The following is a 15,814-nucleotide window of genomic DNA, read 5'->3' as shown; positions in this document are numbered from 1 at the left end:
AATAACAATTTTACTAATGGTGATTAAGCTACGCACCCGAATTCCATTCAATTCACTGTAGCATTAAACAAGTGCTGGCTGAACCCCTTCATTTCAATATCAAATGAATCGTTTACTATTTTTACTAATTTCAGGCCTATCCACGGCAGCTCTTGCCGGCGAAACGTCTTCATCCTGTGAAGGTCTTCCTTATTTGATACATAAAACATGCCAGCGTTTGCATCAGATATGGACTGAAGGCAGCAATGAGCTATATGGAACAGGCTATGCCTGGCATAACCGCTACACTTACGACAAGGAGCGCCTGAAAACTTATAATGAACAGGCCTGGGGCGGTGGTCTGGGGAAAGGGTTCTATGATGAAGACAATGATTGGCATGGTCTGTACGCGATAGCATTTCTTGATTCGCATAAAAACATTGAACCCGCGCTGGGCTATGCTTTTTTAAAAGTGGCGCATTTGAGCGAGAACCTGCGGCTTGGCGGGGGTTACAGCGTACTGGTCACTGCCCGGCCTGATATTTTCAAGGGCATCCCATTTCCGGGGGCCCTCCCCTGGCTATCCATCAATTATCGCCATGCCAGCATTGGAGCTACTTACATCCCTGGCGCGCAGGGCGCGGGCAATGTTTTGTTTATATTTGGGAAATGGACCTTTGAAAAACTCTAAGCGGATTCGCTGCACCTGGTGTCAGAAAGATGAGCTATACCAACGCTACCATGATGAAGAATGGGGTGTTCCCCTTAGAAATCGTGACAAGCTTTTTGAAATGATTGTCCTGGAAAGTATGCAGGCAGGTTTGAGCTGGCATATTATTCTGAAAAGACGCGAAGTGATGCGTAAGGCGTTTTATAACTTTTCTCCTGAACGCCTGGCGGCTTTAAGTGATGATGAGCTCATTACATTTCTGAGTAATGAGGAATTAATTCGTAATCGGCTCAAAATTTTTTCGATCAGGAAAAATGCACAGGCATTTCTGCGTATCGAAGAAACACAATCTATTGTTGATTACCTCTGGCAATTTACCAACGGACAGGTTATTGTCAATAAAAGGCATGATTTATCCGAGATTCCCACTGAATCCAGCGAGTCTCGTGCTATGGCCAGACAAATGCGTAAAGATGGGTTTGCCTTTCTAGGTCCTACCAGCTGCTATGCGTTTATGCAGTCCGTTGGCATGGTTAATGACCATATATGCTCTTGTTATCGTTATAATGAACTTATTGAACAAGCTGATACTTGATTTGTCAGATTAGATTCGCTAAGATAAATGCCTTGCCTAAAAATAGTACAAACTGCCCGTATGATTTTCTGAAGGAATAGAATGCGTTAAAGTCAGGAAATGAGCTGAATCATGCTAATTTATCACTCAACGAGGATATGTTATGTCTGTAGAAGGAATAGTTGGATCCTTAGCCTCACCAAAAAGCCATGTTTCTGAATGGAATAAGCAAGATACCATATGGGTGTTGGGTCTTTATGGCACCGCCATTGGGGCAGGGACCTTATTTCTTCCTATTAATGCCGGTTTACATGGCATCTGGCCGCTGATTATCATGGCGTTGCTGGCTTTCCCGATGACTTATTTTTCCCATCAGGCACTCTGTCGTTTTGTTTTGTCAGGCTCGGGCAAAAGCAGTGATATTACCGAAGTGGTCGATGAGCATTTTGGCTCACAGGCAGGGCGCATTCTGACACTACTGTATTTTTTTACTATCTACCCTATCCTGCTGATGTATAGTGTGGCCATTACCAATACAACGCAAAGCTTTTTATTGAACCAGATGGGAGTTACTCCACCGCCACGCTCACTAATAGCGCTGGTGCTCGTCCTGGCGTTGATGGCCATCGTTCGCTTTGGTCAGCAAATGATCGTACGCTCGATGAGTTTATTGGTTTATCCTTTCGTCACCGTTCTCATTCTTTTGTCTCTTTATCTTATTCCGCACTGGAATAGTGCTATTTTTGCAGAGAGCAGCAGCTTAAGTGAGGTTGCCGCCAGCAGCAGCTTCTGGAAAACACTGTGGCTGGTGATTCCTGTGATGGTATTTTCTTTTAATCACACGCCGATTATCTCTTCATTCGCGGTTGCTCAGAAACAGCGCTATTCTACTGGAGCTGACCAAAAAAGCTCGAGCATTTTAAAATACAGCCATCTAATGATGGTGGCGACCGTCATGTTTTTTGTATTCAGCTGTGTGCTTAGCCTTTCACCCCAGGACCTGATTCTCGCCAAACAGCAGAATATTTCCATTCTGTCCTATTTAGCCAATCATTTTAAAACCCCGCTGATAGCCTACATCGCTCCTTTTATTGCCTTTATTGCGATTTCAAAATCCTTTCTCGGGCATTACCTGGGCGCCAGCGAAGGCTTGCAGGGATTGATTGTCAAAGGATTGCAAAAACGAAACAGGGATATTGCCCATAGTAAAATACAATTGGCCATCGAAGTGTTTATGATTATCACTTGCTGGCTGGTGGCGACCGTCAATCCCAGTATTCTGGGCATGATAGAAACTTTAGGCGGCCCAGTCATTGCAATCATATTATTCTTAATGCCCATGTATGCTATTGCCAAAATTCCTGTCTTGCAAAAGTATAAGCGACCTTTTATCAATACCTTTGTGATAGCGATGGGGCTAATCGCTATCTCCGCCATTCTTTATAGTCTGATTTGAAAATAACTCTGCCTGATGTGCTGTGTTCATCAGGCGTCTTTTTTAACCCTTGAGCGAAACACCCATGCTTAGTTTTGATTTAAGTACACTGGAACTTGCTATTCTGAAGACAAAAAATCCCCAGGAATACCCGAATGCCATAGCCCTGGATACATTATTATCCAATAGCGACTATCGAGCGAATCTACCAGAAGGTCAGCATTTTGCGCTTCGCCTGGCTATCCGTGAGCAGGCCTATGAGGCGGTCATCAGCCTTCTCAGCCTCCCCCAAATGAGCCAAAGCATTACTCCTTCTCTTCATCTGATCATTAGGGAAGCACTGGACTCAACTGACGACATGGTCTATTTACTTGCTCAGCAACCTGCTATTCAGGCTAATATAAATCGCTCAAAAGATCAGTGGAAAGCCCTTATTGAAAAGAAAGATATTACCGAAATACGCAGTCTCTTCAATCAAGTGCTATCCCCTGCGGCTAATGGCAGCCTCATCAACCATACCGGCAAGCACAGGTTTTTCCCGCAGGCTTCCAGCAGACCACAGACTCTGGCGGAGACGGTATACGAAATGTTCACTTCCTGTATGCCTTCACTCAATGGCTTTAATGGTTTCAATGACTAGCAGCAATAAACTCATAGATATGATTACCATGAGATTAGCTGTTGGTTTCCATAGCGACCCTATCATTAAATACAGTTATACCAACGACTGAAGCGAGTCGCTTTTTTAATTTTTAGGTAAGCCTGAGGCTAAAACTAATGGTTCAGAAAGTTAGTATTTTTTTCCAGATAAAATTTTAATAGCTCAGATGTCAGCTGTGGAAATTCAATCCCCTCACGGTCTATTACAGGCTCTAAAGTCCGGTTTGAAAATTGTCTATTGAATTTTAACCGAGGCAAGTCATCCAGCTTTTCAGGGAATAAGGGTAAGAATCGAGTCAAAGCGTTATCTTTACCATCTAAAACCGCCTGAGTTAATTGTGCTTTCCATACTTCATAGGTAACAAGTTTTAAACTGAATCCAATTTGAGCAAACAAAACTTTAAGGTCCGAAAAAGAAATCTGATTTGGATTAATAATATGATAGGTCTGGTTACCATGAGTATTCATAGAACAAGAACCAATCATTAACCTGGCACCTGTATCCACTGGAATCATTTCAATTTTGGTTGATAAATTCGGGGCAATTCCTAATTGGACCATTGAAATCAAATAGGCCATGACAAAGTCATGAACTGGCCAGTTCCCTGTAACTGTATCGCCGCTGATTCGACCAAAGCGGTAGATGCTTACAGGTATTCCTAAAGTTCTTGCTTTTTGCATTAAAGACTCAGCGACCCATTTTGTTTGCGAATAACCACCAATTAAAGGGAATCCATCTTCAAAATATATATCCGTATTTTCTTCTATTTTTTTGTGTTCCCACTCTTTACGCCCGGGGAAAATTCCGGCAGTAGATACATAATGAACAGGAATTTTTCTGCTGGCGGCTAGTTCGATAATTGTTTTTGTTCCGTTAACATTGGAGGGGAACAGTGTATGAAAATCACTAATAAAATTGACATAAGCACCACAATGTACAATTAAATCAATATCATTTTGTAAAGATTTAAATTCGTCTGATTGCAAAGAAAATCGTTCCTTATCCAAATCTCCGACAATTGATTTTAGTCTGTGCTCGTAGAGCGATACATCCATAGGAAGTAAGAGTAATTGTTCTTTGAGCCGTGCTAATGCATGCTCATTATCTTTACCTCGTACTAAACAATAAACAGTGGCCTCTGGAAATTGTGCTAATAACTCTACCAATAAATACTTACCTAAAAATCCGGATGCACCTGTTAAAAATATTTTTCTAATCGCTGGTTTGGCTGCTGGCTTTTGTTTTACTGAAGTTATTAGTTTAAGAAATGCACCATCATGCTTGAGCTTGGGCAGCTCTGCATACTGACGTAAATAATTGGCTGTTAAACCAGTGAGAGGTGAATACTTTATTTCTTCATTTTGATTTTTATCTAAAAATCGGGATAGTTTTTGAATGGTATTGTGTTTGAAAATATCTTGCAGACTGATGGGTTGTTCGAAATCATGTTGCAATTTCATTAAAAACTGGACTATCTGCAGCGAAGTGATCCCTAATTGATCAAACATTTTATCACATGAGATTTCCTGATTTTTGGTAATACCTGATAAAATAGACTGTATTTTTAGTTCTGTACTGTTCTTTGCCTCAATTAACTTTTGAGAAGCTGCTTGGTTTAATCGGTTCAACTCTTCAATTTTTAAGCTGGACAATTTAATTTTATTGAATTTATGGCTGGATAATCGTGGTAATTTGTCCATCACATTATAAACATGTGGAGCAGGACCTGAGCCACCATTCTTCTTTAATTGATTGTTTATTATGAGTTCGGTTAATTCAAGTTGATGGTCTTGAGGAATCACAACATGCGCCACCAGGAACTGAGTGTCTTGAGACTGGTTGGTGTTAATCGTGACACAACATTCCTTAATATAAGAAAGCTCCATGAGTTGCTGTTGTATTTTACTTAAATCAACTCTTATGCCATTGATTTTAGAAACGGAATCAGTCCGTCCAAGAATATAAATCTCACCGTTAGGTTTAATTAATCCGAGATCACCGGTGCGATATAGTCTATCGTCGGGCTGATCAGACTCTGCATTTAGCAATAAGCGATCGTCATCTGGTGCTAAATTGGTCATATAAGGTGTTCGTATAACAATTTCACCAGACTCACAAATACCGCAAATCTTTTTATTATTCATAATAAATACCTGGCATCCAGGTATTGGTTTTCCAATAGGCATGATTTGATGCTGAGGATGTTCAGGAACCATATAAAAAACTTTGGCAAGCGTTGTCTCAGAAGGTCCATATAAATTGATCAGTACACCATAATTATAAAAATTTCGTTGGAGCGTTCTTATCAGATTAAGTGTTAAAGCCTCACCTGCAAAGAAGATATACCGCAAGGAACGCAAATTGTGCGCTCCAAAATGAGTACTGTTTAGCATAATCATGTGAAACAGGCTTGGCACCACATGGAAAAAGGTTATGTCTTCCTTATCAATCCAGTCAAAAAATATAAGTGCGTTTTCAGCTAATGAATTGTCAGGAACTACTAATTTTGCACCGCTTACCAAAGGAGAAAAAATTTCCCTTAAACATACGTCGAAATGGACATTGGTAATTTGTCCACAAATGTCAGTATTGTTTAAATGAAATTCATTTACTTGCCAATTAATAAACTGTGAAAGCCCAAGATGGTTTCCATAAATAACTTTAGGTTTATTTGTAGAGCCGGAGGTGAACATAATATATGAAAGATCATGGGGCCTGATTTTTGAAGAGTAATTTCTTAATTCATGAATTGTTGCCGGAACTTTTTCAATACTAATTTTATCCAAATCAATTAATGTCAAATTATTGTTATTTATAATGTCGCGAGTTCGTTCATGCAAAGGAGAACTTTTCAAAACAAGGGCATTATTTAAATGTGGGAGTCTGTCATTTAAAACCTGCTCCTCAGCAGACTCATCTATCAAACAAAACGGGACATTCAAAAATAAAGCACTCACTAAGGCAGCATGCCACAGCAAATTTCGCTTGCCTGTTATGATATATGCTGGAGGCTTAGGCATATCTCTAAGGGCAGAAAACACTAAAAGTACAGTATTAGATAGATCCTGATAAGTATATTGCTGATTAAAACAGGAAATTGCAGTGTGATTGTTATTTTTTTCAAATGATTTCAGAAGAAGAGCAGTAATTAACGGTATTTGCTCCTGTATTAAATTTTGCTTAACATTTGGTAATGTTATGTCCCTATAGTAAGTCAACAGCTGATATTGATTAATTGCCATAGCTGCATTTTCAGCAATTTTTTCTAGTAAATCCTGATATTGCTCTAGAAAAAAACGCGCTGTGAGGTTATCTATACATTCGGTTTGAAACGTGAGTTGACCGCTTAGAAGAGACTGTCCATTTACAAACTCACCAATAATATAGAAATTCATTAAATTTGAAATAGTGGTTGAAATAAATGCTTCTTTTATAAATTCAGCATTTTTTAAATTAAAATGTTTACGCCACTCAGCCGAAATATAGTTAAACACAACTGCATTTTGAAAAAAATTCAAATTCATTTGATGCTCGTATTGCAATTTTTCAAGAATATAATCAAAAGGAATATCATCGTGACTCATGATTTCATTCATCACATTTTTCAATTGGGTGATTACATCAAAAAAGGATAAGTTATCATTCATATCCAGAATCAATGGAAGGCCATCCAGCATTGGCCCCATGATGGATTGTTGTTTCGGATGAAATCTGGCAAATCTTGGTATAATAACAGTTATTGTTTCTTGTCTGGAATAGCGATATAAAAGGGTGATAAACACTCCTAAAAGTATGGTGTTATTAGACACACCCATTTTCTTTTTTAAATCTTTGATTGCTTTGAAAGCATTTTTAGAAATCATTATATTCGTGTTATCGGCTTTTTGGGTCGGAGCAGTGTCCATATTTAAAAAGGAAGTGCTAATGGAGTAGCTCTTTGCAAATATTTTTTCCAGAAGCTGAGTCTAGACTTTTCAAACCAGGAATTCGTCATATTTTCGATAAAGATGTAATCACCAAACTGAATATTTTTGTCGCATGCTGCCAAGGGTTTTTTATCGATTAATGAAGCATATGTTTTTGCGATTTGCGTTTGCAAATGATATAAGGTCCATCCATCCGCTATCATATGATGAAAACAGGCTACTATCTTGAAATAGTGATTAGGTAATAAAATTATTGATATCTTAAATAATGGCAGCTGTTCAGGATTAAATGACTCCAAAGCCAATTGATTGCAGAGTTTTTCTATATTTTGAGAATTATGGGAACTGGATAAATCATATTGCTCAACCGTAAAAAACTGTTTGTCATGCACTGTAAAATAGAGCTGACTATTTTTCATGAAAAAAGTTGTTCGAAAGATATCATGTTGATTACAGACATGATTAACTGCTTCCTCAAAAAGCCTGGAATCAATCTCGCCTTGAAATAAATTGTAGGTTGTAATTCGAGAGGATGCGGAAAAACCATCCACCAAACTGTGTTTATAAAATTTCTTTTGGCTGATAGTAGCCCGTTCATCATTTTTTTTCATGTACGGCTTTTTAAGAGAATAGATAAACCAGAATAAAGACTGAGTAACAATTTTTTTAAAATTCTTTTTTATAAATTTTACATGCGAGGTGTTCATCAAATGACTCCATACAAGTTTATTTATTCGTTAGCACTATCTTTAAGTACCGATGAATAGTGAGTTTTAATCAATTGTTGACGGCAAATTTTTCCCAGCTTGTTTCTAGGTAACTCATTTACAAATAGACATTGATCGAGTCGGTACTTTGCCTCAGACACCTTACTGGCTCTAAAGACTCTATCTATCAATTCTTGTTGCTGAGTGGGATTAATATTAGCTACAAAAAGTACTACTTTATCGCCTGAGTGCTCAGGAATGGGTACCCCACATATGGCAAAATCATTCATACCTACGACATTCATATAATGATTTTCCAATAAGGAAGGTAACTGTTTGGTTTCATCTGCTCTTACAATGACATCTTTTAATCGTCCGGTGATATGCAAACATCCAGATTTATCAAAATAACCTACATCACCGCTATGAAACCACTCCTCATTGATCGCAGATTGTGTTGCTGAATCATCTTTGTAATACCCTTTAAAAAGACGTTTACTTTTAATCAAAATCTCGTTATTCGCCTCAGATATTTTAATCTCAACATCATTCATTCTTAGACCAACGGAACCAAACTGAGCAGGTTTCTCTTTGCGAACAGTAGCGATACCGCCTATTTCGGTAAGTCCATATCCTTCTAATATGTTAAATCCAATTGCATTTAAAAATATTAATTTGTTTATATCTAATGCAGCACCTCCTGAAAGTATGATTTTTAAATCAGGATTCACCTTCTGATGAATTGCGTTAAACAGCTTGCGGCCATGGTTTTTATTGAACCAACGAACAGATAATTGATTGATTGAATAAGCCCCTTTGAAAACCAGACGTTTAATGGCATTTTGTTTTTTTATAGAAGTAAATATTGATTCATATAATTTTTCTAACAACATGGGTACGGCAGGTAAGCATTCAATTTTGTTTTTATTCATCAATGCAGCAAAATTAGCTTGAGGATTTGATAACACAATATGTCCACCAGTCATAATGGTTGCCAGAACAATAGACAATGGATATATGGCGGTTAATGGAAGAATATTAAGAACATTTTTGCATTGATACTGTTTGATTTCATCCATGTAGATTTGCACCACTGCAGCAACAGTGTACCCTGATAACATAATCAGTTTTTCTTTACCTCCAGTTCCGGATGAAAATATCATTGTCATCACATTTTCCGGACTCGATTCTAAATCATTTTTTGCTTGGTATTTGTAGCCATTAATACCGTTTATATCCAATTCAGAATAGGTTTCTGGTAAAGTACTTAGCCTTTTTGACAAACTGAGAATAATATGGGGGCAGATAAAGGATATTTTTTGATTAAAATCTATCGAGCTGATATTTTCATCAATTGGAATTATTATCGCGCCCGTATTGATTAAAGAAAAATAAATAGCAATCCATTCGATTGAATAATCCCCTATCAGGACAACTCTTGGCTTGTATACTGATGAGATATTTTGAACAAAGAGGGAAGTGTATTCTTCAATTAGCTTTAAAAAATGCTCTCCCCCAACAGTATTGTTGTTGTACGTTATAATTGCCTTTTTTATACTTTCCTTCGAATCCCTCAATAGTTTTTGTATATTTTCTTGCATCGAATCTCAAACTTACGTGAAAACAGATTGTTGTATCATTATACTGATAGTATATATTTTAACCACAATCAAGGAGCGACTAGAAATTTTTAAATGACAAATGCTCATTGGCATCCTTTAAACTTTAAAGGCCCTGAAACTGCCCAGGAAGCCTGCGTGATTGGTGATTTTGTTCAAATTATGCTAAGTTTAGGAGAAAACACTAAGGACTTCAGGATGAAAACGTTTCTCGAGCAGGCCTATTTATACCGTCAATACCATCAGGAAAAAACCACGCTTTACACGCACCTGGCGGGGGTTCCGCTGATTATATTCAGCCTGATGATCTTTTTTGGCTACTTTCACGTGATTGTTCCTGGGATATTTGATATCACGCTGGCAGAAATTCTAACGGTTGCCCTATTAATTTATTATTTCAGATTAAACTGGCGACTGACCCTGCTTTTATTACCTGTACTGGCGATTTTATTGTGGATCAGCGCGGTTTTAAGTGCTCCCGGGCCTAATGGACTTAATTTATGGATTTTTTTAATCTGCTTTGTTATCGGCTGGATCCTGCAATTGGCCGGTCATTTCATGGAAGGCAGTAAACCTGCTTTCATGACCAATGTACAACAGGCTCTGGTGGCCCCTCTGTTCCTGGTAGCAGAGCTTTGTTTTATGGCAGGTTATCTGCCTAAATTGCGCGATGAACTGCATGGTCCCGAACCTGTAGTAGTCGCAGAGCCGGCATCAGTCGTACCCCCAACCTCTGTTCATACTCAGGAAGAAGAGGTCATTGTAAAGGATATAAAAAATCCGCCGGAGATTTAAACATCCGACCCTCTGCGTCCTCCGCTTCATGCGGGGGATCCAGAAATCCCATTCCTCATAAGCAAAAAACTGCCTGACTATAACTTTTAAAACACGCCCTAGTATTTATAACCATAATCCTGCTCAGGTTCAGGTTGCTGATCGTCTTTCATCTCCGATAACCTTAACTTGTAGTGGCCAGAACTATAGCCAGTTTCGGCAACATTCTCCTGAACTATTAATTCTTTATTCTGCAAGACCTGCACTTCTTCACTCAAATTACTGAGCTGCTCCCATAATCCATTCAGTGAGTCGGATATCTCCTCGCTGGTAATAGAACCCTCTTGTAATGCAAGCCCGTTCTCATTAATGTAATTTTGCAGTTCAGCAAGCCTCGGGGCAAAAGCTTCCTGCACATCAGCATCAAAGCTTTCAAATTGCTTTTGCATCATTTGCACATGGTTATTCAGGAACATCAGCTGATATGTGGCTTGCATCTCAGGCGAAGTCATCTCTAAAGCTTCTTCATGGACTTTCTGCAAATCAATTACCGGGCTGGCATGAAAATAATGCGTACCCCCTTCTTGTGTATAACCTTTCCATTGCATTTGGGTTGGAGGAATCAGAAATTCACGCTCATTGGGATACGCAGATAAAGGCGCGATGCATTTTCCCTTGACGTCAGTATAGGTAATTGCAATCTTATCGACGAATCGTTCCGCAGGTATTTCAGCTGAACTGATAAAATTTCGCTCAACACTAACTCCACCAGTCTCGGCTAGTTCAATACGCTGCTTCAGGGCATCCTCGCTATACACACTTTCATAACGGAAGGTTCCGGGAATAGTCACTTCCTGCGCTTTGGAGAGGCCACTGGCGCTCATCACCGAATGCAGGATGACATCTCGTATCCATTCGGGCCTGTCTTCAAACTCATAGGTACCGCGGGTCAGCGCATTGATATTTTTATAGTAATCCGGAGAGGTGTACAGATTAATAGCCATCATTTCGGCATAATTCAGTTCGCGAACCGCGCCGGTTTTATCATTGTCTCGAAATAGTTCTTCACTTGGAAAAACACCCTCGATATCCGGTTTATATTGCGAATGATTATAAATATATTCTTCATATTGTTTAAAATCAGGCGGCTTGAATTCCAAATGTTCAAAATTGGCATGCGTCAGGATTTTAGTCAGTTCAAGCTGCGTTCCATCATCAAAAATGATCTGAAACTCTCCATCGCTGTTTTTTATATAAAAGCCTTCCAATGCCAGCAATTTCTGAGTGATTAACTCCAGTTGATAGGTATAAGTATTTTTTGGCAGAGGTCCCGCAACAGGTAAATAGTCTTCGGTCTGGTTACAAAGACTCTTGAGCGCGTCAACAACATCAGTCACTTTCGCTGCTTCAAAAGCAGCTTTAACGGCAGAGGGCGGGCTGTCCTTCGGATTTGCAGCCATTATCATTACTCAAACAGCTTGGTAATAACTATAGTGTAGTCAAAATCTGCAAATTATGCCTATTCTTTGCCCACCCCTGAGCGTTTTGGTTTACTCACTACGATGACTAATCATAAAGCACTGATGAATCCGCTTGTTACGCTTGAAATCCAGATCAATGGTTTCCGCACTGATATCTTTCACCAGATAGCGCTCGCTAATCTCTGGAGCCAGTTTAAACTGGCGCAGATTAGTTGAGAAGTAAAGCACGCCTTGCCTATTTAAAAGACGCATGGCTTCTTCCACTAAAACGCTCTGATCTCTTTGTATATCCAGGGTTGTTTTCATCCGCTTGGAATTGGAAAAGCTGGGGGGATCGAGAAAAATCACATCATGTTTATCTTTAGCAATTTTCAACCATTCCAGGCAATCAAAATGAACAAACTGATGCCGGGATAAGTCAATGTGATTTAAGCGAAAGTTTTCTTCAGCCCAATTAAGGTAGGTGTTCGACAAATCGACATTGGTAGTGAAGGCGCCTGCCAAAGCGGCATGAACGCTGGCACTGGCGGTATAACAGAAACAATTTAAAAAACGGGTTCCTGAAGGCAGTGCGGCAAAACGCAGACGCAGGGGACGATGATCAAGAAATAAACCGGTATCCAGATAATCATATAAATTTACTTTAAGTTTAGCCCGACCTTCTTCGACAATCATCGTATGCTGTGTTTGCTTCACCTTCTGGTACTGATCGCTTCCTTTTTGCGGCTTTCTCGTTTTAACAACCAGCTTATCCGGATCAATATTCAAAGCTATGGGCACAACCTGCATAACCTCCAGGCTTCGCTTTTCTGCTTTATGAGCAGCGATTGACGCGGGAGCGGCATATTCCTGGAGTACTGCGTAATCTTTATATACATCAATTGCATAGGCATATTCTGGTAAATCGGCATCATAAACCCGATAGCAGCTGATATTGTTTTTCTTCGCCCATTTCTGTAAATGCTGCGCATTCTTTTGCAGGCGGTTTGCCAGCATTTGTGCCCCGGAAGACAGCGACTCTTTATCATTATTCTTCAACTGATTGCAAGCGCTTATAGTCAGGCAGTAGAGTTTGCATTCCAGCGGGCCATTGAACAGGGTATATTGCTTACTGGAGCGAAGGCCTACCGCCTTGGCCAGCAAAGGATTGGTAGTTAGAAAAGCGGCCTCCCAGCCTTGAAAGTATTTATGACAGGTCGCTCCCAGCTGCTGATACAGGGGAATCAGTTGGGTAGTCTCTCCCATCCTCTCACCAAAGGGCGGATTACACAGCAGCAAACCTTTTGGTGCCACCGGACGTGCATCTTGCAGGGCTTGCTGCTCAAATTCCACCAGGCGAGCCACACCGGCCTTTTCTGCATTGGCTTGTGCCATTCGAATCAGTTTGCCATTACTATCACTGCCTTTAATCCGGCAATGCGACGGTCTGACCTGTTGCAGTGCCAGGGTTCGCAATTTCTCCCAGAGCGACTCATGGTGCTGAACCCAATGAATGACTGATTGATCATTTCGCAATAACCCCGGGGCAATATTGGCAGCCATCATCGCCGCCTCAATTACCAGCGTGCCCGAACCACAGAAAGGATCCTGAAGGCTATATCCCTTTTCCGCCAGTTGCGGCCATTTGGCTCGAAGGAGCATGGCTGCGGCCAGGGTTTCTTTCAGGGGCGCATCACCTGCCTGCTGGCGATAGCCTCGCTGATGCAGGCTATAACCGATCAAATCCAGACTTACGGTCACCGTATCCAGTTTTAAGTGCGCATGCAATCTTATCTGCGGTTTTTCGCGATCAATCGATGGCCTCTGCCCATGCAGTTTCCTGAAGTGATCGACGATGCCATCCTTAACTACCTGAGCACCATACATAGAGTTACGAATATGACTTGAAGAGCCATGAAACTCAATCGCCAGTGTCTTATCGGCCTTGAATACCGTTTGCCAGGGGAACTGATTACAAAGCTGATACAGACTGTGCTCATTATGAGCCTGGCCGCTGTACAATATCAATTGGACCCGGTTGGCCAGACGCGACCAGATGCATATCTGGTAAATAACCTGTAGTCCAGCCTCGCCATAAACGCCTTGCGGGCTTACGCGTGTTATATGCAATCCCAAAACTTTTAGCTCAGCCTCAAGCAAATACTCCAATCCCTTGGCACAACTGACAAACAGGGAATAATTCATGCCTTCTCTTCAATATAAATAGTTAGCCCGTATTCTAGGCGAGCAAATATTGTTTGTCCAAAACTACTTTACTTCAACCGGCTTTGTTGCGCAAATGAAGATAGGTGCACAAAAAACTGTCTTTGCGAGCATTAGCGAAGCAATCCAGTTCTTGCTTTGTTCAAGTTTCGATCTGAATTGCTTCACTTCATTCGCAAAGACGACAGGTTAGTTGCTTGGTTCTATTTACGCAACAACGTCTCTTCAACCGCGTCGCGGATCATTCGGAAAAGCGCTTTGTAAGCCCCAAGGGATCGATTGGCCTTACGCTCATCAATTGCTTTTTTGATTAATTGCCGTAATTGCTGCACATCCTGAGGCTGATAATCATTGATAAATTCAGTAAGCGCCTCATTTCCTTCACTCATCAAGCGCTCGCGCCAGTCTTCCACCTCATGGAAACTGGCTGTCTGCGCGCTTTTTTCAGCCTGCAACAATTCATAGGCCTCCAGAATGGCCTCATGATCAGCGCCTCGCATTAATTTTCCAATCAATTGCGCCTGACGCCGGGTTGCACCATGGCTTTTAATCGTTTTTGCGGCATCAATCGCCTGGCGCAAAACTTCAGTTAAGGGCAGCTGATCCAGAGTACCAGCGGGCAGCTCAACCAATTTAACCCCTAATTTCTTTAAAGCGTCTGCATCACGCTTTTTTTGTGATTTGCTTATCTCTTCCATTACTAACCTTTTCAGAGATTGATTCTGGCCAGCCTGGCTTAAGACCGGCTTCCTCAATCAGTTTACTAACTTGCTCCGCAATCAAGCGGTGCACAACAGTTGTGGGATGCACGTGATCCCAGAATAAATAACTATCGCAGGAAAGCGGCTCTTCTTTGGCGGCCTCTGGCAATCGCGAATACACATAGGCTGTTTCGGCAGCCTCATGCAGTACCGGGTTGGATTCAATAATTGACCATTGCGTATCATTCATTGAGGGATTCTGCTGTTTTAAAAAATCATGCAAGGCAGCCCGCGAAGGGAGAAGTGCTGTAAGCCAGCCACTGTAACTGCCCATATAGCAGGGATCTTCAATGTTCGTTATATTATAATCCGCGGGGTGAGCGCTTGATTCATTAAAAAAAGTATAGGCATCAAAATACAAAAACAGGACGTCGGGATACTGATTGCGCAAAGTTTCAACCCGCTGCTTTAACTTTTGATTATGGGCCAGAGTCAGGCGCGTCAATAAAGAAGGATCACTCATCTTTTTCGATTGCGGCAGTTTTGCTAGATCCGGTAAATTAATAATCAGAAATTTATTACCGCCCTTGCCAATCAGGCGCTCAGTCACATTCCCTATCGCATCGACAACCCCGTCAGTAAGCGGCTCTACATTAGTAGGACCATTGATATAATTATTTGCACCAATCCATATGGAATACAGGCTGGTTTCTTTGTGCCCGTAAGTATTCCAGTAAAAATAATCATCCAGCTCCACCGTTAGTGTAAAGGGCAGGTTTTCTTTATACGATAATACCGCCCCTGCTCCCCCTACCGCGTAATTCTGAAAACCGATGGTATAATCAGCAGGAAAATAATTCTGATAAACATACTCAGCCCATAAAGGCCCGTTAGAAAAATGCCCTTCATGATAGGGAGGTGAAACCGGTAGAAAATGGAGAAAGTAACGATATAAATTACCATTATCTGATAAACTGTCGCCAAAAATCACCATCGTGTCAAACTCAGGATTAAATCCATACGAGGCCGCCGAGATCAGCAGCCCGCAAAATACTATTTGCAACTTCTTGATTAAATTCATAAAG

12 protein-coding genes are annotated in these 15,814 nt (G+C 40.7%); 5 read left to right on the top strand and 7 right to left on the bottom strand.

Going from position 1 to position 15,814, the window contains the following annotated elements:
- The first annotated feature begins 103 nt into the window (after positions 1–103).
- The 4 genes from pagP (at position 104) to E1O89_RS06740 (ending at position 3,298) form a co-directional block, all read left to right on the top strand.
- Positions 104–670: a lipid IV(A) palmitoyltransferase PagP gene (gene pagP / locus E1O89_RS06755; protein ID WP_133139501.1), complete on the top strand. Its 567-nt coding sequence runs from the start codon at positions 104–106 to the stop codon at positions 668–670.
- Complete coding sequence (locus E1O89_RS06750) at positions 657–1,244, top strand: DNA-3-methyladenine glycosylase I (protein WP_133139500.1); 588 nt, start codon at positions 657–659, stop codon at positions 1,242–1,244. Before pagP ends, E1O89_RS06750 begins: the two co-directional genes overlap by 14 nt.
- A 142-nt stretch (positions 1,245–1,386) precedes the next feature.
- Positions 1,387–2,679, top strand: a complete 1,293-nt coding sequence (locus tag E1O89_RS06745; RefSeq protein ID WP_133139499.1) for a serine/threonine transporter — start codon at positions 1,387–1,389, stop codon at positions 2,677–2,679.
- Positions 2,680–2,743: 64 nt separating this feature from the next.
- On the top strand, positions 2,744–3,298 hold the full coding sequence (locus E1O89_RS06740; RefSeq protein WP_133139498.1) for a hypothetical protein: 555 nt from the start codon (positions 2,744–2,746) through the stop codon (positions 3,296–3,298).
- A gap of 134 nt (positions 3,299–3,432) precedes the next feature.
- On the opposite strand, the gene E1O89_RS06735 is transcribed toward E1O89_RS06740, so the two are convergent.
- Genes E1O89_RS06735 through E1O89_RS06725 form a run of 3 tightly spaced genes read right to left on the bottom strand, consistent with a single transcriptional unit; the run spans position 3,433 to position 9,553 of the window.
- Complete coding sequence (locus E1O89_RS06735; protein WP_133139497.1) at positions 3,433–7,224, bottom strand: thioester reductase domain-containing protein; 3,792 nt, start codon at positions 7,222–7,224, stop codon at positions 3,433–3,435.
- Positions 7,225–7,226: 2 nt separating this feature from the next.
- Positions 7,227–7,952, bottom strand: coding sequence for a condensation domain-containing protein (locus E1O89_RS06730; protein WP_133139496.1), 726 nt, complete (start codon positions 7,950–7,952; stop codon positions 7,227–7,229).
- Positions 7,953–7,975: 23 nt separating this feature from the next.
- Positions 7,976–9,553, bottom strand: coding sequence for an AMP-binding protein (locus E1O89_RS06725; RefSeq protein ID WP_133139495.1), 1,578 nt, complete (start codon positions 9,551–9,553; stop codon positions 7,976–7,978).
- A 93-nt stretch (positions 9,554–9,646) separates the two neighbouring features.
- Between E1O89_RS06725 and E1O89_RS06720 the strand changes: the two genes are divergently transcribed.
- The gene (locus E1O89_RS06720) at positions 9,647–10,366 is read left to right on the top strand and encodes a DUF962 domain-containing protein (RefSeq protein ID WP_316043238.1); all 720 of its coding nucleotides are present in this window, start codon (positions 9,647–9,649) and stop codon (positions 10,364–10,366) included.
- A gap of 98 nt (positions 10,367–10,464) precedes the next feature.
- On the opposite strand, the gene E1O89_RS06715 is transcribed toward E1O89_RS06720, so the two are convergent.
- The 4 genes from E1O89_RS06715 to E1O89_RS06700 all read right to left on the bottom strand — a co-directional run bounded on the left by E1O89_RS06715 (position 10,465) and on the right by E1O89_RS06700 (position 15,810).
- Positions 10,465–11,805 carry a hypothetical protein gene (locus E1O89_RS06715; protein WP_133139494.1) on the bottom strand — a complete coding sequence of 447 codons (1,341 nt, stop codon included), beginning with the start codon at positions 11,803–11,805 and terminating at the stop codon, positions 10,465–10,467.
- Between the two features lie 90 nt (positions 11,806–11,895).
- The gene (rlmKL, locus tag E1O89_RS06710; RefSeq protein WP_133139493.1) at positions 11,896–14,010 is read right to left on the bottom strand and encodes a bifunctional 23S rRNA (guanine(2069)-N(7))-methyltransferase RlmK/23S rRNA (guanine(2445)-N(2))-methyltransferase RlmL; all 2,115 of its coding nucleotides are present in this window, start codon (positions 14,008–14,010) and stop codon (positions 11,896–11,898) included.
- A 221-nt stretch (positions 14,011–14,231) separates the two neighbouring features.
- The gene (gene yjgA / locus E1O89_RS06705; protein ID WP_112218840.1) at positions 14,232–14,726 is read right to left on the bottom strand and encodes a ribosome biogenesis factor YjgA; all 495 of its coding nucleotides are present in this window, start codon (positions 14,724–14,726) and stop codon (positions 14,232–14,234) included.
- Positions 14,692–15,810 (bottom strand): SGNH/GDSL hydrolase family protein, encoded by a 1,119-nt coding sequence (locus E1O89_RS06700; protein WP_133139492.1) that lies wholly within the window; start codon positions 15,808–15,810, stop codon positions 14,692–14,694. The genes yjgA and E1O89_RS06700 overlap by 35 nt, the downstream gene beginning before the upstream one ends.
- Positions 15,811–15,814: the final 4 nt, after the last annotated feature.

Origin of the sequence: Legionella genomosp. 1, from assembly GCF_900640215.1 — a bacterium.
GTDB classification, from domain to species: domain Bacteria; phylum Pseudomonadota; class Gammaproteobacteria; order Legionellales; family Legionellaceae; genus Legionella_C; species Legionella_C quinlivanii_A.
The sequence above is the reverse complement of the archived record's forward strand: the minus strand, read 5'-3'. Positions and strand labels throughout refer to the sequence as shown.

What these genes read in the sequence shown, in the direction of transcription:
- E1O89_RS06700 (WP_133139492.1), bottom strand. Translation starts at nt 15,810, where the DNA reads ATGAATTTAATCAAGAAGTTGCAAATAGTATTTTGCGGGCTGCTGATC.
- E1O89_RS06735 (WP_133139497.1), bottom strand. Translation starts at nt 7,224, where the DNA reads ATGGACACTGCTCCGACCCAAAAAGCCGATAACACGAATATAATGATT.
- E1O89_RS06730 (WP_133139496.1), bottom strand. Translation starts at nt 7,952, where the DNA reads ATGAACACCTCGCATGTAAAATTTATAAAAAAGAATTTTAAAAAAATT.
- E1O89_RS06715 (WP_133139494.1), bottom strand. Translation starts at nt 11,805, where the DNA reads ATGGCTGCAAATCCGAAGGACAGCCCGCCCTCTGCCGTTAAAGCTGCT.
- pagP (WP_133139501.1), top strand. Translation starts at nt 104, where the DNA reads ATGAATCGTTTACTATTTTTACTAATTTCAGGCCTATCCACGGCAGCT.
- yjgA (WP_112218840.1), bottom strand. Translation starts at nt 14,726, where the DNA reads ATGGAAGAGATAAGCAAATCACAAAAAAAGCGTGATGCAGACGCTTTA.
- rlmKL (WP_133139493.1), bottom strand. Translation starts at nt 14,010, where the DNA reads ATGAATTATTCCCTGTTTGTCAGTTGTGCCAAGGGATTGGAGTATTTG.
- E1O89_RS06720 (WP_316043238.1), top strand. Translation starts at nt 9,647, where the DNA reads ATGACAAATGCTCATTGGCATCCTTTAAACTTTAAAGGCCCTGAAACT.
- E1O89_RS06740 (WP_133139498.1), top strand. Translation starts at nt 2,744, where the DNA reads ATGCTTAGTTTTGATTTAAGTACACTGGAACTTGCTATTCTGAAGACA.
- E1O89_RS06725 (WP_133139495.1), bottom strand. Translation starts at nt 9,553, where the DNA reads ATGCAAGAAAATATACAAAAACTATTGAGGGATTCGAAGGAAAGTATA.
- E1O89_RS06745 (WP_133139499.1), top strand. Translation starts at nt 1,387, where the DNA reads ATGTCTGTAGAAGGAATAGTTGGATCCTTAGCCTCACCAAAAAGCCAT.